21 protein-coding genes are annotated in these 23017 nt (G+C 63.5%); 19 read left to right on the top strand and 2 right to left on the bottom strand.

Translation table 11 applies throughout. The features are described from left to right. Position 1 precedes the first annotated feature (1 nt). The 16 genes from N6L26_RS04905 to N6L26_RS04830 all read left to right on the top strand — a co-directional run bounded on the left by N6L26_RS04905 (position 2) and on the right by N6L26_RS04830 (position 16352). Positions 2-1207, top strand: coding sequence for an NADH-quinone oxidoreductase subunit D (locus tag N6L26_RS04905; RefSeq protein WP_412071342.1), 1206 nt, complete (start codon positions 2-4; stop codon positions 1205-1207). Continuing rightward, positions 1207-1875, top strand: coding sequence for an NADH-quinone oxidoreductase subunit NuoE (nuoE, locus tag N6L26_RS04900; protein WP_263606930.1), 669 nt, complete (start codon positions 1207-1209; stop codon positions 1873-1875). Before N6L26_RS04905 ends, nuoE begins: the two co-directional genes overlap by 1 nt. After that, positions 1875-2015 carry a hypothetical protein gene (locus tag N6L26_RS04895; protein ID WP_263606929.1) on the top strand — a complete coding sequence of 47 codons (141 nt, stop codon included), beginning with the start codon at positions 1875-1877 and terminating at the stop codon, positions 2013-2015. Before nuoE ends, N6L26_RS04895 begins: the two co-directional genes overlap by 1 nt. Next, on the top strand, positions 2015-3307 hold the full coding sequence (gene nuoF / locus N6L26_RS04890; protein ID WP_263606928.1) for an NADH-quinone oxidoreductase subunit NuoF: 1293 nt from the start codon (positions 2015-2017) through the stop codon (positions 3305-3307). Before N6L26_RS04895 ends, nuoF begins: the two co-directional genes overlap by 1 nt. After that, positions 3307-5316 carry an NADH-quinone oxidoreductase subunit NuoG gene (gene nuoG / locus N6L26_RS04885; protein WP_263606927.1) on the top strand — a complete coding sequence of 670 codons (2010 nt, stop codon included), beginning with the start codon at positions 3307-3309 and terminating at the stop codon, positions 5314-5316. The genes nuoF and nuoG overlap by 1 nt, the downstream gene beginning before the upstream one ends. Next, positions 5313-6359, top strand: coding sequence for an NADH-quinone oxidoreductase subunit NuoH (gene nuoH, locus N6L26_RS04880; protein WP_263606926.1), 1047 nt, complete (start codon positions 5313-5315; stop codon positions 6357-6359). The genes nuoG and nuoH overlap by 4 nt, the downstream gene beginning before the upstream one ends. Then, positions 6356-6841 (top strand): NADH-quinone oxidoreductase subunit NuoI, encoded by a 486-nt coding sequence (gene nuoI, locus N6L26_RS04875; RefSeq protein WP_050601230.1) that lies wholly within the window; start codon positions 6356-6358, stop codon positions 6839-6841. Before nuoH ends, nuoI begins: the two co-directional genes overlap by 4 nt. Before the next feature lie 145 nt (positions 6842-6986). Further along, the gene (locus N6L26_RS04870) at positions 6987-7610 is read left to right on the top strand and encodes an NADH-quinone oxidoreductase subunit J (protein WP_263606924.1); all 624 of its coding nucleotides are present in this window, start codon (positions 6987-6989) and stop codon (positions 7608-7610) included. Continuing rightward, entirely contained in the window at positions 7607-7912 is a 306-nt protein-coding gene (gene nuoK, locus N6L26_RS04865) for an NADH-quinone oxidoreductase subunit NuoK (RefSeq protein ID WP_253515517.1), read from the top strand. Before N6L26_RS04870 ends, nuoK begins: the two co-directional genes overlap by 4 nt. Positions 7913-7918: 6 nt before the next feature. Then, entirely contained in the window at positions 7919-9907 is a 1989-nt protein-coding gene (gene nuoL / locus N6L26_RS04860; RefSeq protein ID WP_263606923.1) for an NADH-quinone oxidoreductase subunit L, read from the top strand. Further along, entirely contained in the window at positions 9907-11463 is a 1557-nt protein-coding gene (locus N6L26_RS04855; RefSeq protein ID WP_263606922.1) for an NADH-quinone oxidoreductase subunit M, read from the top strand. Before nuoL ends, N6L26_RS04855 begins: the two co-directional genes overlap by 1 nt. After that, positions 11463-12926 carry an NADH-quinone oxidoreductase subunit NuoN gene (gene nuoN / locus N6L26_RS04850; RefSeq protein ID WP_263606921.1) on the top strand — a complete coding sequence of 488 codons (1464 nt, stop codon included), beginning with the start codon at positions 11463-11465 and terminating at the stop codon, positions 12924-12926. The genes N6L26_RS04855 and nuoN overlap by 1 nt, the downstream gene beginning before the upstream one ends. Then, complete coding sequence (locus tag N6L26_RS04845) at positions 12923-13645, top strand: biotin--[acetyl-CoA-carboxylase] ligase (RefSeq protein WP_263606920.1); 723 nt, start codon at positions 12923-12925, stop codon at positions 13643-13645. The genes nuoN and N6L26_RS04845 overlap by 4 nt, the downstream gene beginning before the upstream one ends. A 3-nt stretch (positions 13646-13648) precedes the next feature. Next, a complete protein-coding gene (locus tag N6L26_RS04840) occupies positions 13649-14422 on the top strand; it encodes a type III pantothenate kinase (protein WP_263606919.1) in 774 nt (257 codons plus the stop codon). Further along, complete coding sequence (locus N6L26_RS04835) at positions 14419-16068, top strand: ribonuclease J (RefSeq protein WP_263606918.1); 1650 nt, start codon at positions 14419-14421, stop codon at positions 16066-16068. Before N6L26_RS04840 ends, N6L26_RS04835 begins: the two co-directional genes overlap by 4 nt. Before the next feature lie 11 nt (positions 16069-16079). After that, the gene (locus N6L26_RS04830) at positions 16080-16352 is read left to right on the top strand and encodes a DUF1467 family protein (RefSeq protein WP_263606917.1); all 273 of its coding nucleotides are present in this window, start codon (positions 16080-16082) and stop codon (positions 16350-16352) included. Here N6L26_RS04830 and N6L26_RS04825 read toward each other — a convergent pair whose 3' ends face one another. Then, on the bottom strand, positions 16353-18977 hold the full coding sequence (locus N6L26_RS04825; protein ID WP_263606916.1) for an ATPase: 2625 nt from the start codon (positions 18975-18977) through the stop codon (positions 16353-16355). It lies immediately after the preceding gene. 268 nt (positions 18978-19245) lie between these two features. On the opposite strand from N6L26_RS04825, the gene N6L26_RS04820 reads away from it, so the two are divergent. Genes N6L26_RS04820 through N6L26_RS04810 form a run of 3 tightly spaced genes read left to right on the top strand, consistent with a single transcriptional unit; the run spans position 19246 to position 22825 of the window. Next, entirely contained in the window at positions 19246-20424 is a 1179-nt protein-coding gene (locus N6L26_RS04820) for a hypothetical protein (RefSeq protein ID WP_263606915.1), read from the top strand. 35 nt (positions 20425-20459) lie between these two features. After that, positions 20460-21422, top strand: coding sequence for a hypothetical protein (locus tag N6L26_RS04815; protein WP_263606914.1), 963 nt, complete (start codon positions 20460-20462; stop codon positions 21420-21422). Positions 21423-21424: 2 nt separating this feature from the next. Further along, positions 21425-22825, top strand: coding sequence for a sensor histidine kinase (locus N6L26_RS04810; RefSeq protein ID WP_263606913.1), 1401 nt, complete (start codon positions 21425-21427; stop codon positions 22823-22825). Here the strand turns inward: N6L26_RS04810 and N6L26_RS04805 are convergent, their stop codons facing one another. After that, entirely contained in the window at positions 22826-23017 is a 192-nt protein-coding gene (locus tag N6L26_RS04805; RefSeq protein WP_263606911.1) for a hypothetical protein, read from the bottom strand. It abuts the gene before it with no gap.

Raw genomic sequence — 23017 nt, 5'->3', positions numbered from 1 at the left:
CATGCATCTTGAAGAATCGCCCACCACCGGCGACGAAGTGATCACCAATTACACGATCAATTTCGGCCCCCAGCACCCGGCAGCGCATGGCGTGCTGCGGATGGTGATGGAGCTCGACGGCGAGATCATCGAACGGATCGATCCGCATGTCGGCCTGCTTCATCGCGGCACCGAGAAGTTGATCGAGCACAAGACCTATCTGCAGGCGCTGCCCTATTTCGACCGGCTCGACTATTGCAGCCCGCTGGCGCAGGAATACAGCTACGTCCTCGCGATCGAGAAGCTGCTCAATATCGCCGTGCCCGAGCGCGCCCAGTATCTGCGCGTGCTGTTTGCCGAGCTGACGCGCATTTCCAACCACATGCTCAACATTGGCGCGCATGTCATGGATGTCGGCGCGATGACGCCGAACCTGTGGGTATTCGAACTGCGCGAAGACTGCATGAACTTCTTCGAGCGGGCTTCGGGCGCGCGCATGCACAGCGCCTATTTCCGTCCCGGCGGGGTCCATCAGGACGTGCCTGAAAAGCTGCTCGTCGATATCGGAGAATGGCTCGACAATCGCCTGCCCGAACTGTTCGGCGATGCGATGAGCCTCGTGCTCGACAACCGCATCTTCAAGCAGCGCAACGTTGATATCGCAGTGGTCAGCAAGGACGACGCGGTTGCGTGGGGCTTCTCCGGCCCGATGATCCGCGCCGCGGGCATTCCGTGGGACCTGCGCAAATCGCAGCCCTATGACGTCTACGAGCGGATGGAATTCGACATCCCCGTCGGCACCAATTCGGATTGCTACGACCGTTTCGTGGTGCGCGTGAAGGAAGTCTACGAAAGCGCGAAGATCATCAAGCAGTGCTTGGCGCAGATGCCGGGTGGTCCGATCGCCAGCGACGACCGCAAGGTCGCACCGCCCAAGCGTGCCGAGATGAAGCAGTCGATGGAAGCGCTGATCCACCACTTCAAGCTCTACACCGAGGGCTTCCACGTACCCGCGGGCGAAGTTTACGTGGCGACCGAAAGCCCCAAGGGCGAATTCGGCGTCTATCTCGTCAGCGACGGCTCGAACAAACCCTATCGCTGCAAGATCCGTCCGACCGCTTTCAGCCATTTGCAAGCAATGGATTTCATGTCGAAGGGCCACATGCTGCCTGATGCCACCGCCATCCTCGGCGCCATCGACGTCGTGTTTGGGGAGTGTGACCGCTAATGGCCGACCGTTCCCCCGCACCCGACACCCCCGAACTGCGCGAGCGCTGGGGCGCTTTCGAGTTTACCGAGAGCTACCGTGAGCGCGCCGACACCGCGATCGCGCGCTATCCCGAGGGGCGCCAGCGCTCGGCGGTGATGCCGCTGCTCGACCTTGCGCAGCGCCAGGTCGGCGAAGAAACCTCCACGCAGGGCTGGTTGCCGCTGCCGGTGATCGAATATGTCGCCGACTATCTCGACATGCCGGTGATCCGCGTGCTCGAGGTTGCGACTTTCTACTTCATGTACAACCTCAAGCCGGTGGGTAAGTACCACGTCCAGGTGTGCGGTACGACGCCGTGCATGCTGCGTGGTTCGGACGGCCTGTTCGAAACCTGCAAGAAGCGCGGGATGGAAAAGGGCCACGTTTCCGAAGACGGTCTGTGGACGCTGACCGAGGTCGAATGCATGGGCAATTGCGCCACCGCGCCGATGGTCCAGATCAATGACGACAATTACGAAGACCTGACGCCCGAACGGCTCGACGAAATCCTGGACGAACTGGCCGCAGGCAATCAACCCAAGACCGGCACGCAGATCGAGGGCAAGCAGACCAGCGAACCGGAAGGCGGTCCGACCACTTTGAAAGAGATGGTCGACGCCAACCACGATTACCGGAAGGCGTGGTGATGAGCATCGCCACCATTCTCATCGCGCTGGTCGTCGGCTTTATTGCTTGGAAGCTGCTCGTCGGCCTCGTGAAGTTCGGCGCGCTCGCGCTTATCGCGGTCGCGGCCATCTATTTCCTCTCGCAAGGGGGCGCATTCTGATGCTTGCCGATAAGGACCGCATCTTCACCAACCTTTACGGCTTCCAGGACTGGGGGCTGAAGGCGGCGCAACAGCGCGGCGACTGGGACGATACCAAGTCGCTGATCGCGCGCGGGCATGACAATATCATCGACGAGATGAAAGCTTCGGGCCTGCGCGGACGGGGAGGGGCGGGCTTCCCCACGGGCCTCAAATGGTCGTTCATGCCGAAGGAAAGCAAGGACGGTCGTCCCAGTTTCCTCGTCATCAATGCCGATGAAAGCGAACCCGGTTCTTGCAAGGACCGCGAGATCATCCGTCACGATCCGCACAAGCTGATCGAAGGCGCGCTGGTCGCGGGCTACGCCATGCGCGCGCGCGCTGCCTATATCTACATCCGCGGCGAATATATCCGTGAAGCGGAAACGCTGCAGGCGGCGATCGACGAAGCCTATTCCGCAGGACTGATCGGCAAGAATGCGTCGAAGTCGGGCTATGACTTCGACGTCTTCCTGCACCGCGGCGCGGGCGCTTACATCTGCGGCGAAGAAACCGCGATGATCGAAAGCCTCGAAGGCAAGAAGGGCCAGCCGCGCCTCAAGCCGCCATTCCCGGCGGGCGCGGGCCTCTACGGCTGCCCGACCACGGTCAACAATGTCGAAAGCATCGCGGTAGTGCCCACCATCCTGCGGCGCGGCGCGAGCTGGTTCAGCTCCTTCGGACGCGAGAACAACAAGGGCACCAAGCTGTTCCAGATCAGCGGGCATGTGAACAAGCCCTGCGTGGTCGAGGAAGCGCTCAGCATTCCGTTCAGCGAACTGATCGAGAAGCATTGCGGCGGCATCACTGGCGGCAAGGACAATTTGCTCGCGGTGATCCCCGGCGGGTCCTCGGTTCCGCTGGTCCCGGCCGAGCAAATCTGGGACGCACCGATGGATTTCGACGGGCTCAAGGACCTCGGTTCGGGCCTCGGTACGGCGGGCGTCATCGTGATGGACAAGTCGACCGACATCGTCCGCGCGATCAGCCGGTTGAGCTATTTCTACAAGCACGAGAGCTGCGGCCAGTGCACGCCCTGCCGCGAAGGCACGGGCTGGATGTGGCGCATGATGGAACGCCTGCGCACCGGCGATGCCGCGATCGAGGAAATCGACATGCTGCAGCAGGTCACCAAGCAGGTCGAAGGTCATACCATCTGCGCGCTGGGTGATGCGGCGGCATGGCCGATCCAGGGCCTGATCCGCCACTTCCGCCCCGAGCTCGAGCGCCGGATCGAAGAACACAACGCCAAATTTGCCGAGGCAGCGGAATAATGCCCAAAGTCACCGTAGACGGACAGGAAATCGAGGTCCCCGACGGCGCGACCGTCCTTCAGGCCTGTGAGCTAGCGGGGAAGGAAATTCCGCGTTTCTGCTATCACGAGCGGCTGTCGATTGCTGGCAATTGCCGTATGTGCCTCGTCGAAGTGAAGCCCGGACCGCCCAAGCCGCAGGCGAGCTGCGCGCTGCCCGCCACCGACGGGCAGGAAATCCGCACCGACAGCGAAATGGTCAAGACCGCGCGCGAAGGCGTGATGGAATTCCTGCTCATCAACCACCCGCTCGACTGCCCGATCTGCGACCAGGGCGGCGAATGCGACCTGCAGGACCAGTCGGTGGCTTATGGTCGCGGCGCGACGCGCTATGACGAAAACAAGCGTGCGGTGACCGAGAAATACATGGGCCCGCTGATCAAAACGATCATGACCCGCTGTATCCATTGCACCCGCTGCGTGCGCTTCTCCGAAGAAATCGCCGGGGTGGACGAAATCGGCGCGCTTGGCCGCGGCGAGGACATGCAGATCACCACCTATCTCGAGCAGGCGGCGGAGCATGAGCTGTCCGCCAATGTGATCGATCTGTGCCCGGTCGGCGCGCTTACCAGCCGCCCCTATGCCTTCGAGGCGCGTCCGTGGGAGCTCAAGAAGACGCTCAGCATCGACGTATCGGACGCGGTCGGCGCGAATATCCGGCTCGACAGCCGTGGCCGCGAGGTCATGCGCGCGCTCCCGCGGATCAATGACGACGTCAACGAGGAATGGATCTCGGACAAGGCACGTTACCAGGTCGATGGCCTGTCGAAGCGCCGTCTCGACAAGGTCTTCATGCGCAAGCGGGGCAAGCTGCAGCAAGCGAGCTGGGACGAGGCCTTCAAGGCCATCGCCAAGGCCAAGCCCGGCAGCAGCATTGCCGCCATCGCGGGTGACATGGTCGATTGCGAAACCATGTTCGCGGCGAAGGCGCTGCTCAAGGCCAGCGGTTCGACGCTGACCGAGGGCCGCCAGACCGGCATGGATTACGACGTGTCGAATCTGGCCGCGGTTAATTTCAATTCGACCTTCGCCGGGATCGAGACCGCCGATGCGATCTTGATCGTCGGCAGCCACATCCGCTGGGAAGCGCCGTTGGTCAACGTGCGCATCCGCAAGGCAGTCAAGCGCGGCGCGCAAGTGTTCGTGGTCGGGTCCTTCTGGGACACGACTTACCCTGCGCATTTCCTCGGCGACGAGCTGTCGGTCCTTGGCGATCTGCCGCAGGAAGTTGCCGATGTGTTCGCCAAGGCCGAGCGTCCCGCGATCATCATGGGTGGTGCGGCGCTGGCCCAGGGCGCACTGGGCGCAGGCCTCGCCTTTGCCGACCAGTTCGGCCTCGTGAAGGATGGCTGGAACGGTTTCAACGTGCTGCATTTCTCGGCCGCGCGCATGGGCGGACTGATGCTCGGTTTTGCGCAGAAGGGCGGTATGGCGGATATCGCGCAGGCGAAGCCCAAGGTCGTCATCAGCCTCGGCGCGGACGAGATGGATTTCGAACCCTACGCCGATAGCCTCAAGGTCTATATCGGCCACCACGGCGACAAGGGCGCGCATGCGGCGGATATCATCCTGCCCGGCGCCAGCTATGCCGAAAAAGATGGCACTTACGTCAACACCGAAGGCCGCGTGCAATTTGCCGAAAAGGCCGTCTTCGCACCGGGTGATGCGCGCGAGGACTGGACGATCCTGCGTGCGCTCGCCGATGCGCTGAAGGTCGAGGTCGGCTTCGACAGCTTTGCCGAATTGCAGGCCGCGATGGTCCGCGAAGTCCCCGCCTTGGGCGAGGAAGGCCTGGCCGCCTACGGCGATCTGCCCAAGGCGAATGCCGATGCGCAGGCGGACGGCACGATCAGCGCCTATCCGATCCAGGACTTCTACCTCACCAATCCGATCGCCCGCGCCAGCGCGGTGATGCAGCGATGCTCGAGCGAACTGCTCGGCGGCGATGCGCTGGCGGAGGCCGCGGAATGACCGAATTCTTCCAATCGCTCGGCATGAATTACGAATGGGCGTGGTTCACCGCGACCTTCGCGGGCATCCTGCTGATCGCGCTGCCGCTGATGCTTGCCGTCGCGATGATCATCTATGTCGACCGCAAGGTATGGGCTGCAATCAATCTGCGCCGTGGTCCCAATGTGGTCGGCCCCTTCGGCCTGCTGCAGAGCTTTGCCGACGGTTTGAAGGTGTTCCTGCAGGAAACCATTATTCCCTCGGCCGCGAACAAGGGCATCTTCATCCTTGCGCCGATCGTCACTTTTAGCGTGGCGCTCGCAGCTTGGGCTGTGGTGCCGTTCAGCGCCACTGCGGTGCTGGCGGACATCAATATCGGCCTGCTTTACATCCTCGCGATCAGCTCGCTGTCGGTTTACGGCGTGGTGATGAGCGGGTGGGCAAGTAACTCGAAATACCCGTTCTTCTCGGCCATGCGCGCCGCCGCGCAGATGATCAGTTACGAAGTCTCGATCGGCTTCATCCTGATCTGCGTGGTGCTGTTCGCGGGCACATTCAATCTCAATGACATCGTGCGCGCGCAGGAAGGCTTCGGCCTTGGCGTGGTCAACGCCTATGTCATCCACCCGCTGCTGTTCCCGATGTGGGTGATGTTCTTCATCAGCTCGCTCGCTGAAACGCAGCGCGTGCCGTTCGACCTTACCGAGGCGGAGAGCGAGCTCGTCGCCGGGTACCAGACCGAATACAGCTCGATGAGCTTCGCGCTGTTCTGGCTTGGCGAATATGCCAACATCCTGCTGATGTGCATTCTCAATGCGCTGCTGTTCTGGGGTGGCTGGCTGCCGCCGATCGATTGGGCGCCGCTCTATTACGTGCCCGGGATCGTCTGGCTGCTGCTCAAGACGTTCTTCTTCTTCTTCATGTTCAGCTGGGTGATGGCGACCGTACCGCGGTATCGCTACGACCAGCTGATGCGCCTGGGCTGGAAGGTCTTCCTTCCCATCAGCCTCGGCTTTGTCGTCGTCATTTCGGGCTATCTGATGGCCACGGGACATTACGGATGAGTATCGCGCAAACCATCAAGGCGTTCACCCTGTGGGAGTTCGTGAAGGCGCATGCCCTCACGTTGAAGTACTTCTTCAAGCCCAAGGTGACGATCAACTATCCGTTCGAGAAGAACCCGATCTCGCCCCGTTTCCGCGGCGAGCATGCGCTGCGCCGTTATCCCAATGGTGAAGAGCGCTGCATCGCCTGCAAGCTGTGCGAGGCCGTATGCCCCGCGCAGGCGATCACCATCGAGAGCGAACCGCGCGAGGACGGCAGCCGGCGCACCACGCGGTACGACATCGACATGACCAAGTGCATCTATTGCGGCTTCTGCCAGGAAGCCTGCCCGGTGGATGCCGTGGTCGAGGGGCCGAACTTCGAATATGCGACCGAAACGCGCGAGGAACTGCTCTACGACAAGGCCAAACTGCTCGCCAACGGGGACAAGTGGGAGCGCGCCATCGCCGCGAACCTTGAAGCCGATGCACCGTACCGATAGGGGCCGCGCGTGACTGGGGCATACCAACTCACCACCACCTCCGTCGTCCCCGCGCAGGCGGGGATCCATCAGGCGGCAGTGGCGCCTAGCAACGTTATCTGGACCCCCGCCTTCGCGGGGGTGACGAAAGAGGTTTGAGGGAAAAGTGATACAGACTCTCGCCTTCTATCTGTTCGCCGCGCTCGTCATCGCCAGCGCCGTCATGGTCATCATGGCGCGCAACCCGGTGCATTCGGTGCTGTGGCTGATCCTCGCCTTCTTCAACGCCGCGGGCCTGATGGTCCTCGTCGGTGCGGAGTTCATCGCCGCGCTGCTGGTAATCGTCTATGTCGGCGCCGTCGCCGTGCTGTTCCTGTTCGTGGTGATGATGCTCGACATCGATTTCACCGAACTGCGCGCCGGTTTCGTCAAGAATTTCCCGCTCGGCATCGCGATCGCGCTGGTGCTTGCGGCCGAGCTGATCTTCGGCATCGGCGCCTATCAGGCGGGCCGGATCGAACTGGGCGTGGCGAGCGGGGCGGCAGCGCCGGTCCTCGGTGCCTCGAACACCGCCAGCATCGGTGCGGTGCTGTATCGCGATTACCTGTTCCTGTTCGAAGCGGCGGGCCTCATCCTGCTCGTCGCCATGGTCGGCGCTATCGTGCTGACCCACCGCCAGCGTCCCGATGGCGCGCGCGGCCACCAGAACATCACCAAGCAGGTCCGCCGCAATCCCGATGAGGCGACCGTCATGAAGCAGCCCGAAGTGGGCAAGGGGATCGAGCTGTGATCGGCATCGAGCATTACATCGTCGTCAGCGCGATCCTGTTCGTGCTCGGCGTGCTGGGCATCTTCCTCAACCGCAAGAACATCATCGTCATCCTGATGGCGATCGAGCTGATCCTGCTGAGCGTGAACATCCAGCTGGTGGCCTTCAGTGCGTATCTGGGCGATCTGGTCGGGCAGGTCTTCGCGATGTTCGTGCTCACCGTTGCGGCGGGCGAGGCCGCGGTCGGGCTTGCCATTCTCGTCATCTATTTCCGTGGCCGCGGTACGATCGCGGTCGACGACGTCGACCGGCTGAAGGGGTAAGCCACGGTGGAAATTCTCGTCATCGTCTTCCTGCCGCTGATCGCGGCGATCGTCGCCGGCCTGACCAACAAGGCCGCGCCGAACGTATTCGCCAAGTCGATCACGACCGGGGCGCTGTTCATCAGCGCTGCGCTGAGCTGGCCGATCTTCCTCGGCTTCGTCAACGGCACCGCCGAACCGACCGTGGTACCGGTGCTGACCTGGGTGCAGTCGGGCACGCTCGCCTTCGACTGGGCGCTGCGCGTCGATACGCTCACGGCCATCATGCTGGTGGTGATCAACACGGTTTCCGCGCTCGTCCACCTCTATAGCTGGGGCTATATGGACGAAGACCCGGATCAGCCGCGGTTCTTCGCCTATCTCAGCCTGTTCACTTTCGCCATGCTGATGCTGGTGACCGCCGATAACCTCGTCCAGATGTTCTTCGGTTGGGAAGGGGTTGGGCTGGCATCCTACCTGCTTATCGGCTTCTGGTTTAAAAAGCCGAGCGCCAATGCTGCCGCGATCAAGGCTTTCGTGGTCAACCGCGTGGGCGATCTCGGCTTCATGCTCGGTATCTTCGGCACCTATCTGGTGTTCGACACCGTTTCGATCAGCGAGATCCTCGCCGCTGCACCCGGCATGAGCGGGGCAACGATCGGCTTCCTCGGCTACAGCGTACAGACGATGGATGTCCTGTGCATCCTGCTGTTCATCGGCGCGATGGGCAAATCGGCGCAGCTCGGACTCCACACCTGGCTGCCCGACGCGATGGAAGGCCCGACGCCGGTGTCCGCACTGATCCATGCCGCGACCATGGTGACCGCTGGCGTGTTTATGGTTTGCCGCCTGAGCCCCATGTTCGAAACCGCTCCGGTTGCGCTGGCCATGGTGACCTTCGTCGGCGCCGCCACCTGCATCTTCGCCGCCACCGTCGGCACGGTGCAGTGGGACATCAAGCGCGTGATCGCCTATTCAACCTGTTCGCAGCTCGGCTACATGTTCTTTGCCGCGGGTGTCGGTGCCTATGGCGGTGCAATGTTCCACCTGTTTACGCACGCCTTCTTCAAGGCGCTGCTGTTCCTGGGCGCGGGCTCGGTCATTCACGCAATGCACCATGAACAGGACATGCGCTATTACGGCCAGCTGCGGAAACACATCCCGCTGACCTTCTGGGCGATGATGATGGGTACGCTGGCGATCACCGGCGTGGGCATCTATCATCTGGGCGCAGGCTTTGCCGGCTTCTGGTCGAAGGATGCGATCCTCGAAGTGGCCTATGGCCGCGGGACCGAACTGGGCAATTTCGCTTTCTGGATGGGCACCTTTGCCGCGCTGCTGACCAGCTTCTACAGCTGGCGACTGATGTTCCTCACCTTCTGGGGCAAGCCGCGCTGGATCGAGAGCGAGCATATCCAGCACAGAGTGCATAAAACCCCGGCGGAAGCGGGCGAGGACACCACCGGTGGCTATCACCCGCATGAAAGCCCGCTGACGATGCTGATCCCGCTCGGCGTGTTGTCGATCGGGGCGGTGCTGGCAGGGCAGATTTTCGCGCCCACATTCCTCGACGATGCCGCATTCTGGGGCAGCGCGATCTTCTATAACGAGCCGCTGATCCACGCGATGCACGGTGTGCCCTATCTCGTGAAATACGCCGCCTTCATCGTGATGGTGATCGGCCTGTTCGTTGCCTGGCTGGCCTATATCAAGGACACCAGCATTCCCGGCAAGACGGCCAAACAGCTCGGCCCGGTTTACCGCTTCCTCTACAACAAGTGGTATTTCGACGAGCTCTACCATTTCCTTTTCGTGGTGCCGGCCTTCTGGCTCGGCCGTCAGTTCTGGAAACTCGGCGATGTCGGCACGATCGATCGCTTCGGCCCCAATGGCGTCGCATGGGTGGTCGAAAAGGGCGCTGTGGGCGCCCGCCGGTTCCAGACCGGATACCTCTATAGCTATGCGCTGGTGATGCTCCTCGGGCTCGTCGCCGCGATCACCTGGGTGCTGTTCTGATGGAGTTTCCCATCCTTTCGCTGATGCTCGCCGTGCCGCTGGCCGGCGCAATCGCCTGCCTGTTCCTGGGGGCACACACCGCGCGCATGGTCGCGCTGGTGGCTACGCTGGTCGACCTCGCCCTTGGCGTGCTGTTGTGGCTCAATTACGATATCGGCGGGGCGCAATGGCAGTTCACCGAACGCGCCGAGATCTTCGCGGGTTTCAGCTATGCGCTGGGGATCGACGGGATCGCGCTGATGCTGATCATGCTCAGCGTTTTCCTGATGCCGATCTGCATCCTTGCCAGCTGGGATTCGATCAGCAAGCGCGTCGGCGAATACATGAGCGCCTTCCTGCTGATGGAAGTGCTGATGATCGGCGTCTTCGCATCGCAGGACATGTTCCTGTTCTACATCTTCTTCGAAGCCGGCCTGATCCCGATGTATCTGATCATCGGGGTATGGGGCGGCAATAACCGTATCTACGCGTCGTATAAGTTCTTCCTCTACACGCTGCTCGGCTCAGTCCTGATGCTGATCGCGATGATGTGGATGGTGAACGAGGCGGGCACCACCGACATCCCGACGCTGCTGAATTACGATTTCGCTCCGCAAGCGCAGACCTGGCTGTGGCTCGCCTTCTTCGCCAGTTTCGCAGTGAAGATGCCGATGTGGCCGGTCCACACCTGGCTGCCCGATGCCCACGTGCAGGCGCCGACCGCCGGCTCGGTCATCCTTGCGGGCGTGCTGCTCAAGCTGGGCGGCTACGGTTTCATCCGCTTCAGCCTGCCGATGTTCCCCGAAGCGAGCGCGCAGTTCACCTGGTTCGTCTTCGTGCTCTCGATGATCGCGGTGATCTACACCTCGCTTGTCGCACTGGTGCAGAGCGACATGAAGAAGCTCATCGCCTATTCCTCGGTCGCGCATATGGCGATCGTGACCGCGGGCATCTTCGCCTTCAATGCGCAGGGCATCGAGGGCGCGATAATGGTTATGCTCGGCCACGGGCTGGTCTCGGGCGCGCTGTTCCTGTGCGTCGGGGTGATCTACGACCGGCTGCACACGCGCGAGATCGCGCGCTATGGCGGCCTGGCGATCAACATGCCGCGCTATGCGCTGTTCTTCCTGCTGTTCACCATGGCCTCGATCGGCCTGCCGGGGACGAGCAACTTCGTGGGCGAATTCCTCGCGCTGGCGGGTCTCTACAAGGTCTCCACGCTGGTCACGCTGGTCTGCACCACCGGGATCATCCTCGGTGCCGCCTACATGCTGTATCTCTACCGCCGCGTCGTCTTCGGACTGCAGGTCAATGAAGATGCCGCGCGCATGCCCGACCTCAACGCCCGCGAATGGGCCATGCTCGCGCCGATCGCAGCCGCAGTGCTGTGGATGGGCGTCTATCCGGAAAGCTTCCTAGCCCCCATGCGTCAGGACATTGCCGCTCTCGAAGCGCGCGTTGCGCGCGCAGCACCCGATTTCGACGCCGATAACGTCGTCGGTACGCCGCGCGAGCATAACGCCAATTATGTCGCGGCGACCCATGGCGAAAGCCATGGCGAGGAGGGAGCGCACTGATGTCCTACGCCACCTCGCTCTATCTCACCGGCGCCGAAGTCGGCCTGTCGCTTACCGGATTGGTCATCCTGCTGATTGCCGCCTGGACCGGAACCAAGTCCGCGCGCCTGCTGACCATCGTCACGGTTGCCGCGCTGGTTGGTGCAGCGCTGTTCAGCATGAGTCTGTTCGATCGCGCCACCGGTGAAGTCGCCGGCCGCGCCTTCGGCGATCTCTACCGCGCCGATGCCTTCGGCAGTTTTGCCAAGATGCTGATCTATCTCGCCTCGGCTGCGGTGCTGGTGGTTACTCCGCGCTTTTTCGCGCAGACGGGCAGTTACCGCGCCGAATATCCCGTGCTGATGATCTTCAACGCGGTCGGGATGGGCATGATGGTGTCTGCCAGCGACCTGATGACCCTCTATATCGGTCTCGAGATGTCGAGCCTGTCGAGCTATGTGCTGGCCAGTTTCCTGCGCCAGGACGGCCGCTCGAGTGAAGCGGGTCTCAAGTATTTCGTGCTCGGCGCGCTGGCGTCGGGGATCATCCTGTACGGGATCAGCCTCGTCTACGGTTTTACCGGCTCGACCAATTACGACGGTATCCGCGCCGCGTTCGACGCCAATTTCTCGACCGGCGCGCTGTTCGGCGTGGTCTTCGTGCTTGCCGGTTTGGCCTTCAAGATCAGTGCCGTGCCGTTCCACATGTGGACGCCCGACGTTTACGAAGGCGCGCCTACGCCGGTCACCGCTTTCTTCGCCACGGCCCCCAAGGTCGCGGCGATGGGCATGCTGGTGCGCATGGCGATGGACCCGTTTGCGGGCGAGGTCGACAGTTGGCGCCAGATCGTGATCTTCGCCGCGCTCGCCTCGGTCGTGGTCGGCGCGCTTGGCGCGATCGGGCAGCAGAACCTCAAGCGTTTGCTCGCCTATTCCTCGATCAACAATGTCGGCTTCATCCTGATCGGTCTGGCCGCAGCCACCCCTGCGGGTGTGGCCAGCGTGCTGACCTATCTCGCGATTTATGTCGCGATGACCGTCGGCAGCTTTACCGCGCTGCTGATGCTGCGCGATCCCGAGGGCCAGAACCTCGAGACCTTCGCCGATATCGCCGGTCTGTCGACCATGCGCCCGGCACTGGCCTGGTCGCTGCTCGTGCTGATGTTCAGCCTTGCCGGTATCCCGCCGTTGTTCGGCTTCTGGGGCAAGTTCGTGGTCTTCCAGGCCGCGGTGCAGGCCGATCTTGTCGCGCTGGCCGCGATCGGGATCGCTGCCAGCGTGATCGGGGCGTTCTACTACCTCAAGTTCATCAAGGTGATGTTCTTCGACGAGCCGACGCGCGCGGTCGAGAGCAAGAGCCCGCTGAGCCATTGGCTGGTGCTGGGACTGTGCGTCGCGATTCTCTCGCCGCTCGGCTACCTGCTGACCATCCCGCTGGGTGAATGGACAGCACAGGCCGCCGCTTCGTTCATCGCGGCTACGTGATCCGTTTCGTCGCCGAAACCGGTTCGACCAATTCCGATCTAGCCGCGCAGCTGCGCGCTGGTGAGGCCTTGCCGGAAAGCCATTGGCTGGTTGCCGACCGGCAGGTTGCCGGACGCGGACGGCAGGCGCGCAATTGGTTCGACAGCAAGGGCAATTTCATGGGCTCGACACTGGTGCGCGTTTCACCGCGCGATCCCAGCCCAGCAACGCTTGCGCTGGTTGCAGCCGTGGCGGCTTATGAAGCGGTGGCCGCGCTGCTTGCCGAACCGGCAAAGCTGCGGCTCAAATGGCCCAACGATCTGATGCTGGACGGTGCCAAATTGTCGGGCATCCTGCTCGAGCGCGAAGGCGATGCAATTATCGTCGGTATGGGCGTGAACCTGGCGGCAGCGCCCGATCTGCCCGATCGCAAGACCGCGGCGCTGGCCGACTTCGGACCCACACCCGATCGCGACATGTTCGCCCATTCCCTGGCGGCCGCCTTCGCGCGCGAACTCGACCGGTGGCGGACCTATGGCCTCGAACCGCTTGCGCGGCGCTGGGAAAGCGTTGCTCACCCGCTCGGCACGCCGTTGATCGTCCAGCCTCCGGGCGAAGAGCGGATCGAAGGCGCGTTCGGCGGGCTCACACTCGACGGAGCGCTGTCGCTGCGCTTGGCGGATGGTTCGACCCGTGTCATCCATGCAGGTGACGTAATGCTCCAGAACGAGGAAAGTTGAGCCATGCTGCTCGCCGCCGATGTCGGAAATACCAATGTGGTCTTCGCCCTGATCGAGGGACGCGAGATCAAGGCCCGTTGGCGGATCGCCTCGGACCCGCGCCGGACTGGCGACGAATATGCGGTCTGGCTGCTCCAGCTGGCCGAGTTCCAGGGGTTCAGCAGCGGCGATATCGACCAGGTCATCATCGGTTCGGTCGTGCCGCGCGCGGTCCACAACCTGACTGTGCTGTCCGAAAAATACCTCGGCATCACGCCGCTGATCGCGGGGCAGGGGGCAGCCGACTGGGGCTTCGAACTCGATATCGAACAGCCCAGCTCGCTGGGGGCCGACCGCGCGCTCAACACGATCGCTGCGCACCGGAAATATGACGGCGATCTGATCGTCATCGATTTCGGCACCGCGACGACTTTCGATGCGGTGGATTTCACCGGCGCCTACAAGGGCGGGATCATCGCACCGGGCATCAACCTGTCGCTCGATGCGCTGGTCGGCAACACCGCCAAGCTGCCGCGTATCGCGATCGAGAAGCCGGCCAGCGACAGTGTCATCGGACGCAACACCGAGGACCAGATGCTGATCGGCGTGTTCTGGGGCTATGTTGGGCTGATCGAAGGCCTGATAGCGCGGATGAAGAAGGAAATCGGGCGGCCCGTCAAAGTGGTTGCGACCGGCGGCCTCGCGATCCTGTTCGACGAACATACCGAGCTGTTCGATGCGGTCGATTCCGACCTCACACTCGACGGTCTCGCCATACTTGCGGAGCGCGCAGCGTGAAGAAGGATTTCACTCCCGAAGACGAACTGCTGTTCCTCGCGCTTGGCGGCTCGGGCGAAATTGGCATGAACGTCAACCTCTATGGCTGCCAGGGCCGCTGGTTGATGGTCGATCTGGGCATGACGTTTTCGGGCGATCAGTACCCGGGCGTCGATCTGGTCTTCGCCGATCTCGAATTCATCGAGGAACGCAGCAAGCAGCTCGACGCGATCGTGCTGACGCATGCGCATGAGGATCATATCGGCGCAGTACCCTATTTCGCCGCCGATCTGGGTGTGCCGATCTATGCCACGCCGTTCACTGCCGATCTGGTCCGCCGCAAGCTGTCCGAAGCGGGGCTGGTCGACCAGGTCGAGCTGCATGTGATTTCGGATGATCACGGCAGCTTCGAAGTCGGCCCGTTCGAGATCACCTACCTACCGCTCGCGCATTCGATCGCCGAGGGCAATGCACTGCTGATCGAAACGCCGCACGGGCGCATCTTCCACACCGGCGACTGGAAGCTCGACGAAGACCCGATCATCGGCGAACCGACGACCGAGGAAGAGCTGACCGAAATCGGGGACGAAGGCGTGCTGGCACTGGTGTGCGACAGCACCAATGTCTTTAACGCCGCGCCCAGCGGATCCGAAGGCGCGGTCCACAAGGGACTGCTCGAAGAAGTCCAGCGGCATGCGGGCAAGCGCGTGCTGGTGACGACCTTCGCCAGCAATGTCGCGCGGCTGCAGACGCTGGGCGATGTCGCGCGTGAAACCGGGCGCCAGGTCTGCGTAGCGGGGCGTTCGCTCGACCGCATCATCGAGGTGGCGCAGGACAATGGCTATCTCGAGGATTTTCCCGAACCGGTCGATTTGGATACCGCCATGGGATTGCCGCGGGGCGAGATACTCATCCTCGCTACCGGCGGGCAGGGCGAACCCCGCGCCGCACTGGCCCGGGTGGCGGACGAAAACCACCCGATCGAATTGGTCAGCGGCGATGTCGTGCTGTTTTCGAGCCGGCAGATCCCGGGCAATGAATTGTCCATCGGCATCGTGCAGAACAAGCTCGCGGCGCGCGGTATCACCATGGTCACCGACCGGCAGAGCATGATCCACGTATCGGGCCATCCCGGGCGCCCCGAACTCGAAGCGCTTTATGGCTGGCTGCGGCCCGAAATCCTCGTCCCCGTTCATGGCGAGATGCGCCACATGCAGGAACAGGGCCGCGTCGGTGAAGCCAGCGGCATTCCCGAGCAGGTCGTGCAGCAGAATGGCGACCTTGTCCGCCTCGCGCCCGGAGCGCCGGGCAAGATCGCCGAGGTTAAGGCGGGGCGGCTCGTCCTCGACGGGGACATCATCGTACCTGCCAATGGCGAGGCCATCGCCATGCGACGCCGGATCATGCGTGAAGGCGTGGTGATCGTGGCGCTCGATGGCGATCTCAATCCGCGGATCGACAGCCTGGGGCTGCCGCTCGACGAGGATTACGAGAGCTTCGTCGCCGAGGCGGTCAGCGATATCCGCGCGGCCATCGGCAAGCTGCGCGGCGCCGACCGACGCAATGAAGGCAGCGTGCACGAAGCGGCGCGTCTGGCCGCACGGCGCGCGGCGCAGCGCTGGTCGGGCAAGCGCCCGCAGGTCCGCGTGATCGTGCCCAACCTGTAGGAGCCCGGTCGATGCAGTGGACCAGCATAGTCGCGATCTATTTCCTGTTCTTCGTCTTCAGCGCCTTCGTGCTGCTGCCTTTCGGTGTGCGCACGCATGACGAGGCGGGGGTGGCGAAGATCCCGGGTCAGGCCGACAGCGCCCCGGTCGAATTCCGCGGATGGCGGCTGTTGGGGCGCGCCGCGATACTCGCAGCCGTGGTGACCGCGGCCTATGTCCTGAATTACATCAATGGCTGGATCACCATCGAAGACCTTGCCGTTTGGGGCCCGTCTTTCGAATGATTACTGCCGCAGGCGTTCGAGCGCCTGTGCGAGCACCACGTAGAGCTTGCCCATATCGCTGCTGAGCAGCGTGACACTCACCGCATTACCATCGCGGGTCGACAACATGGTGCGCAGCATCGCCTCGAAATCATGAATGTAGCGGCTGACATGCTCGCGAAAATCGTGGTCGCTGTCATATAGTTCGGCGATCTCGCGCGCTTCGGTATTGTCCAGCAGTCGCACCGCGCGCCGGGTAAAGATACCGCGGTCGCCGCGCAGATAGCTGGCCCAGGCGGTATCGGTGACCTCGGTCGACAACACCTTGGCGATGTCGATGGCATTTGAATTGAGGCTTTCGCTGATCAGCGCAACCCGGCGCGAGAAGTCATTGTCGACATCCTCGGTCGCACGCTCGCGCGCATGGGTGATGCGGCTTTCGAGATTGCCGGTCAGCTCGTTGACCTTGGCCAACTGGTCGCGCAGCTGACGCATGACTTCGCGGCCAGCCTCGGCCGAGCGTTCGGTAGCCAGATCGAGCGAGCTGATCGCTTCCACGGTGTGCTCGCGTAGCGCCTCGTCGATGGCATGGGCGCTTTGTTCGCCGACTTTGCCGGCGATATGCGCGATCCGTTCGGCCTGTTCGGTTTCGATTGCGGCGAGGGCTTCGCGCGCGCTTGTTTCGAGCGCACCGATCGCGTCGCGCAATTCGCCCTGCGCACGCGCCGAGATTGCCGCGCTTTCCTCGCCCAGTTCGGCGAGACTCCCGCGTAGGCGCTCGATCCCCTCGACCTGCGCGGCGGAGGTGTCGCCGAAGCGCGTATGGAAGTCGTCGACCCCGGCCATTGCCTCGCGGCTGCGCAGGTCGGCGGTGTCCATGCTCGCGGTGAGCGCTTCGCCCGCCGATTTGGCCTGGTCGAGCAGGTTCTTGACCTCTTCCGCCCGGCGCTCGATCTCGGCGAGGCGCGCCTCGCTGGCTTCCATCGCCTCGGGCAAGTCGTCACGGCTGTGCTTGGCGCTCGCCTGGATGAGTTCCAGCAGACGCACGCTGGCATCGGTCAGAGCGGAGACCGCTCCGTCGGTATCGTCGAGCGCGCCGCGGCTTTCGTCGAGCTTGGCGGTCAGCGCCGCTATTCCCGCGGTAAGCTCCACGCGTGCCTCGCGGCCCTGCGCCGAAATGGCCTGGAACATCGGGCCGAGCGCGGCGATCCGTTCGCCCAGCTCGTCGCCTTCGGCGGCCATCAGCGCCAGCTGTTCGGCCTGCGCCGCGCGGCGTTCGGCAATCGCTTCGTCGAGCACGGCGAGGCGCTCGGTAAGCTGTGCATGCGCGGCTTCTTCAGCCTGCGACAAGTCGGACTGACGGCGGCCGGTTTCTTCGGCAAACAGGCGATTGCGCTCGATCAGGCGCGCGTCGACGGTCTCGGCCTGGCCGAACAGGTCGGTTAGCCGCGAATTGGCGGCGTCGAGTGCGGCATCGTCGATCCGCGTCACTTCGCCGATCGCGTCGTGCAGCCGTTCCTGCATAGCCTCGATCTGGTTGCGCCAAGCGGTCAGCGCATGCGCCTCGCCGTCGCGGATTGCCGTGGCGGCTTCGGCCGTCTCCCGGCGCATGGTGTCGAGGCGGTCGCGCAGGCTGTCCATCGCCGCTTCACGTTCGCTGGCAGTAATCGCATCGGCCTCGGCCATCTCGTTGCGCAGGGCTTCGAAGCGCGCACGGATCGAGGCCAGCGCGTCGACCTCGCGGCTGTCGAGCTCGCCGCGGAAGTTTTCGCTATTGTCACGCAGCTCGGCAAAGCGTTGCGTCGTAATCGTGCCGAGTTGGTCGGCCTGCGCGGAAAATGCGTCGAGCGCCTCGTCGATCCGCTTGCGCAGCGATCCGACCTGCCGTTCGCTCGCCGAACCGAATTCGTTGAGCCGTTCGAAGCCCTGAACCAGTTCATCGAGCTGGCCTTGCGCTTCGCGCCCGGCGCCGCCGATCTGGTTCGAAACATCCTTGGCCGAATTGGCGATGACCGGGAGGTTGTCGCGCAGTTTATCCATGTTTTCCAGCGCAGTAACGCTGACACGCGCGATCGACTCGACCTGTTCGCCATTCTCGCCGACAAGCGATTGCAGGCGTTCGGCATGTTCGGAAAGGCGCTCGGTCGCGGTGCGGCCGAGATAATCGAGTTCCTTGGTCTGCGTCGCCAGGAATTCGCGCGCGAGGCTCAGCTCGCGATTGACAGTGACGAGCCGCGTTTCGAGTTCGGCGGACTGGGCCGACAACGTCTGCGCAACCTCGGAAAAACGCCGCGCCTCACGGGTCGAATTGCGCATGGCAAGCAGCCAGAGCGAGACGATAAGCAGCACTGGTACCGCCCATTGCGTGATGAGGCCGGTCCAGGCGGTCGGGGCAGGGGCGGCGAGGAGTTCGGCCCGATGGGCCCAGCCGAAGAAACCGGTCCAGCCAAGGATCGCGAGGATGGCGAGCGCCGGGACCACCCATGAGAAACTGCGCACCGGTTCCGGCTCCGCATACCATTCTTCTTCGTAGACCTCTTCAGTCTCGTTCGAAATTGGCTGGGTAACCGCCTCGGAAACTTCGGTTTCCGTGGTGGTGTCATCGGTCGTCTGGTCGACGGCCTGGATCAGCGAGCGCTTTCTCATCGTGAGAAATCTACCACCAAAGGTGTTGGGCATAAACCAAAATTAACCACAAGGGCGCGCGCCTGTGGCCATGGCGTATCACCTTGGACTTTCATGGGCGCACCGGGCTCGAGTTCCCATGATGGAAGGGCCAGTTCGGACGGAGAGGCCTGTACCATACGTGCGGTGATATTCGCGCCTGAGGGAAACCGGTATGAGCGGCTTGGCGAGGGGGGCCTGTCGCCCCTAGAAGCAGGGTTCGTTCCACCAGTCGCAACGGGAGTTTAGCGTGCGCGTCGCCCTGCTGTCCGTGCTCGATAGCCAAGCCGATCCGCGCCGAGTGCCGGCCCCGTTCCGGATGCTCGCGGGCGCGCGCCTCGTCGACCGGCAGCTCGACATCGCGCTTGCGGCGGGATGCGAAACCATCGCCTGTCTCGCCAATACGGTGGGGCGCGAGGTCATCGACCTGCAGCACCGCGCCGAAGCAGCGGGCGCACGTTTCATCGCGATCCGCGAACCGCGCAAGCTTTCGGGTATCGTTACGGCAAACGATGAACTGCTGGTGCTGGCTCCCGGCGTCCTCCCCGACGAGGATGCGGTGATGCGGCATTTGGCCAAACCGTGCGTCCTGGTCCTCCCTGCGGATCCGGCGGTCCAGCGCGGTTATGAGCGTATCGACCTGCATTTCGCCTGGGCGGGCGCGCTGGTCGTGCGCGGCACTGCGGTCGAGCAGCTCGCGCAGCTACCGGGGGATGTCGATACCCCCTCCGCGCTGCTGCGGATTGCGCTGCAATCGGGTACGCGCACGCATCCGCTCGAAACACGCTTGCTCGACGAGCTTAGCTGGCTGCGCGATCCCACGCCCGAGGAACTGGCCACGCGCGAGCGGAACTGGGTTGCGGGCCATGCCGATGTCGCTCCATTCTCCGCACCGGGGCTCGCGATTGCCGAGCGCATGGGGGCACGGCTTGCGCAGGACACAATGGGCGGAACGCTGCCACGCGCGCTGGCGCTTGGGTCGGCGGTCGCGGCGCTGGTCGCGCTGACGCTGGCGATGACCGGGTGGGCGGTGCCCGGCTTCGGTTTTGCCGCGCTCGCCGCATTGTTGTTCGCGATGGAAGCGGTTGTGCGCCGCGTGGCCCATGCCGGGCAATTGCGCCCGCGCGTGCCGATGCTGGTGCGGGCGCTGACCGTCATGCTCGATCCGCTTTACCTGATCCTGATTGCCCGCGCGTCCGCGGAAGACACTGCATGGCTGCGGCTGTTCGTCCCTGCCGTTTTGTTCGGCCTGCTGCATCTGGGCGAGCGGTTGAGCATGAGGCGCTGGCGGCGCAGCTATGCGGATCGGGTCATCCTAACGCTGATCCTGCTCCCCGCGGTCGTTCTGGGAATTACGCTGCCGGTGGTGGCGGTGCTGGCGCTGGCGGTTCTGGTGACGCTTTTTCTCACTCTGGAACCGCGGGACTAACCGGCGCTTAACCATGTCGATGATATCCGCGATCCATGTCGATGCCTGACACTGTATCCCCCGAACCCGCCGCCAGGCAGGAGAGCCTGCGCGAAGCGCTTGCGCGCGGGAATACCACGCTTGCGCGGATCGGCCCGATTCTCTCGCACCTGCTCGCCACGCCCGACCATTCGCTGTTCAGTGACGAGCTGGTCGCGCGCATTCGCGGCATGTGTCATCACCTCGCCTGGCAGGTGCTGCGTGCGCAGGCCGAAGCGGGCGGGCAGACCGGGCGCGAGGCGTTTGCCGATCGCCATGGCGAAGCGCTGGCGGAGCATTTTTTCGGTAGTCCGGCACTGCTTGCCCATTGCCATGCGCTGGCGCTCGAATGGCAGCTGACCGAAAGGCTCGAGAGCCAATATGGCCTCGACCCGGTACTGTCGCCGCTGGTGCAGGAACTGATCGCCGCCGAGGATAGCGGCCTCGCCAGCACCGCCATGGCCGCGCTCACCGCACAGGCGCGCTTTGCCCAGACCCAGCGCCGCATGGAACTGCCGCTCAGTGAATTGCCCGGCGACCTGTTTCACGACCTGCTGATGGGCTGGCGCGCGTTTAGCGGTCAGCTTCGTTCCGATGCCATGATCCGCGCGGAGACCAAGCTGCGCAACGCCTTCGATGAAGGCGCGGGCCGCATTTCGTTGTTGACGCGTGTTGTCGTCGGAATGGGCAATTCGGCCTTGCAGGCGCTCGATATCGACCGCGCAGGCGCGGCGTTGTTCCTGTCCGCACTGGCCGCGCGTTCGGGCCAGACGCGCGTTGCCGCAGTGCTGTCGACCAACCACCAGCAGACCGCACGCCTCGCGCTGGGCCTGCGGAGCAGTGGGCTCGAAAGCGCCGAGGTTGAACGGCAGGTCCTGCGGCTCGATCCGCAGGCTATGCCGCCGCGGGAAATCTCCGCGCTCCCGTCCGAGGATGCCCGCCGACTGCTTGCCGAATCCGGTCTGGGGGGAGCGGCCTGACCATGTCCACTGTTGGAACCCGCTATATCGCCCACGCGAAAGCCGATGCCGAAGCTAAGCTGGTCGAAGCCGATGAGCTGCTGGCCGAGCTTCAGCAGGCCTGCGGCGGCTCGATTGGGACGCGTATCGCGATCCCCGAACTGCTCGCCTTGGTCGAGAAAGCGCAGACCTATGGCCTGCGCCTCGCGCGGCAATTCGAAGCGGTGGACGGCGAACAGCGGATCACCGCCTGGGTCGAAATCGCACCGCAGACGAATGACGAAGGCGAGCCGGAGGGCTGCGCGATCGATGTGGTCAACTGGCATACCGAGGCCCTGCCGCCCGAAAACGACATCGAGGCGGCGCGGCGGCGCATGGAGATCAACCGGCACCTCGCCGACTGCACCGCGCGGCTCGATTCTCAGCAGCGGTTGCTGTCGATCGATACCGAAGCGGCCGATCTCGCCGAATTTGCGCAGAAGGCGTTGGCCAATGTCGGCAAGCCCTGGACCGATTTCGTCATCCTGCCGGGCAATACGCACCAGCAACCGCTGCACTGGCGCCTGCTCGACGGGACGACCTGCGAGATCGACGGGTCGGCACGCCGCTGGACCGCACATCTCGAACCTTTGGGCCAACCGCAGCCGGGCAGCGCGGGCTTCGTACTTTACCTGACCGCCGAACGCCCTTTGTCGAGCGGGGGCGGCGAGGACGAGTCTGTGGACCGCGAGGGGCCGTCTTTCGGTCGCGACCTTACCCCCGTCCTGCGTCAGCCGATCAACCGGATCATCGCCAATGCGGAAACGATTCGCACCAAGCTCGCCGGGCCGCTGGCGGATGAATACAGCTCTTACGCGGCAGATATCGCCACCGCAGCGCAGCACCTGCTCGCGCTAATCGACGATCTGTCCGATCTCGAAGTGGTCGAATCGGAGGATTTTGCCACAGCACCAGACCGGATCGAGCTGGCCGATGTGGCGCGCCGCGCCTGCGGTATCCTTGGCGTGAGGGCGCGCGAGAAGGGCATTGCTTTGGGCGCGCCGCCCGAAGGCGAAAGCCAGCTGGCAATTGCCGAATTTCGCCGCGTGCTCCAGATCCTGCTAAATCTGGTGGGCAATGCGATCCGCTATTCGCCCGCCGATAGCGAGGTGTGGATCCGCCTTGACCGGATTGGCAATCGCGCGCTGATTACCGTTGCCGACCAGGGGCACGGGTTGGGCGAAGACCAGCAGGAACGCGTGTTCGAGAAATTCGAACGCCTTGGCCGCAGCGGTGACGGGGGATCGGGTCTCGGCCTCTATATCTCGCGGCGCATTGCGCGCGCGATGGATGGCGATCTGACGGTGGAGAGTGCGCCGGGGCAGGGCGCACGCTTTACGCTGTCGGTGCCCGCGGCTGAAGATTTGCGCGAAAAACCGCGCTGATCAGCGCGGCCTCGCGGCTCTCCAGAACAGCAGAAGTCCGATCAGGAAGGTGATGGTGCCGTAAAGCGCCCATTGCCGCTCGGCGAGCATGAAGCTTTCCGCCGGCCACATTACCAGCCCGAGCCCCTGGAGTGCCCACAGGCCTCCGGAGAGCATCAAAGCCGCTCCGAAGACCTGAAGGATGAAGCGCAT

The sequence above is a fragment of the Qipengyuania sp. SS22 genome, assembly GCF_025736935.1.
GTDB lineage: Bacteria > Pseudomonadota > Alphaproteobacteria > Sphingomonadales > Sphingomonadaceae > Qipengyuania.
This window is presented reverse-complemented; position numbering and strand designations above follow the sequence as displayed.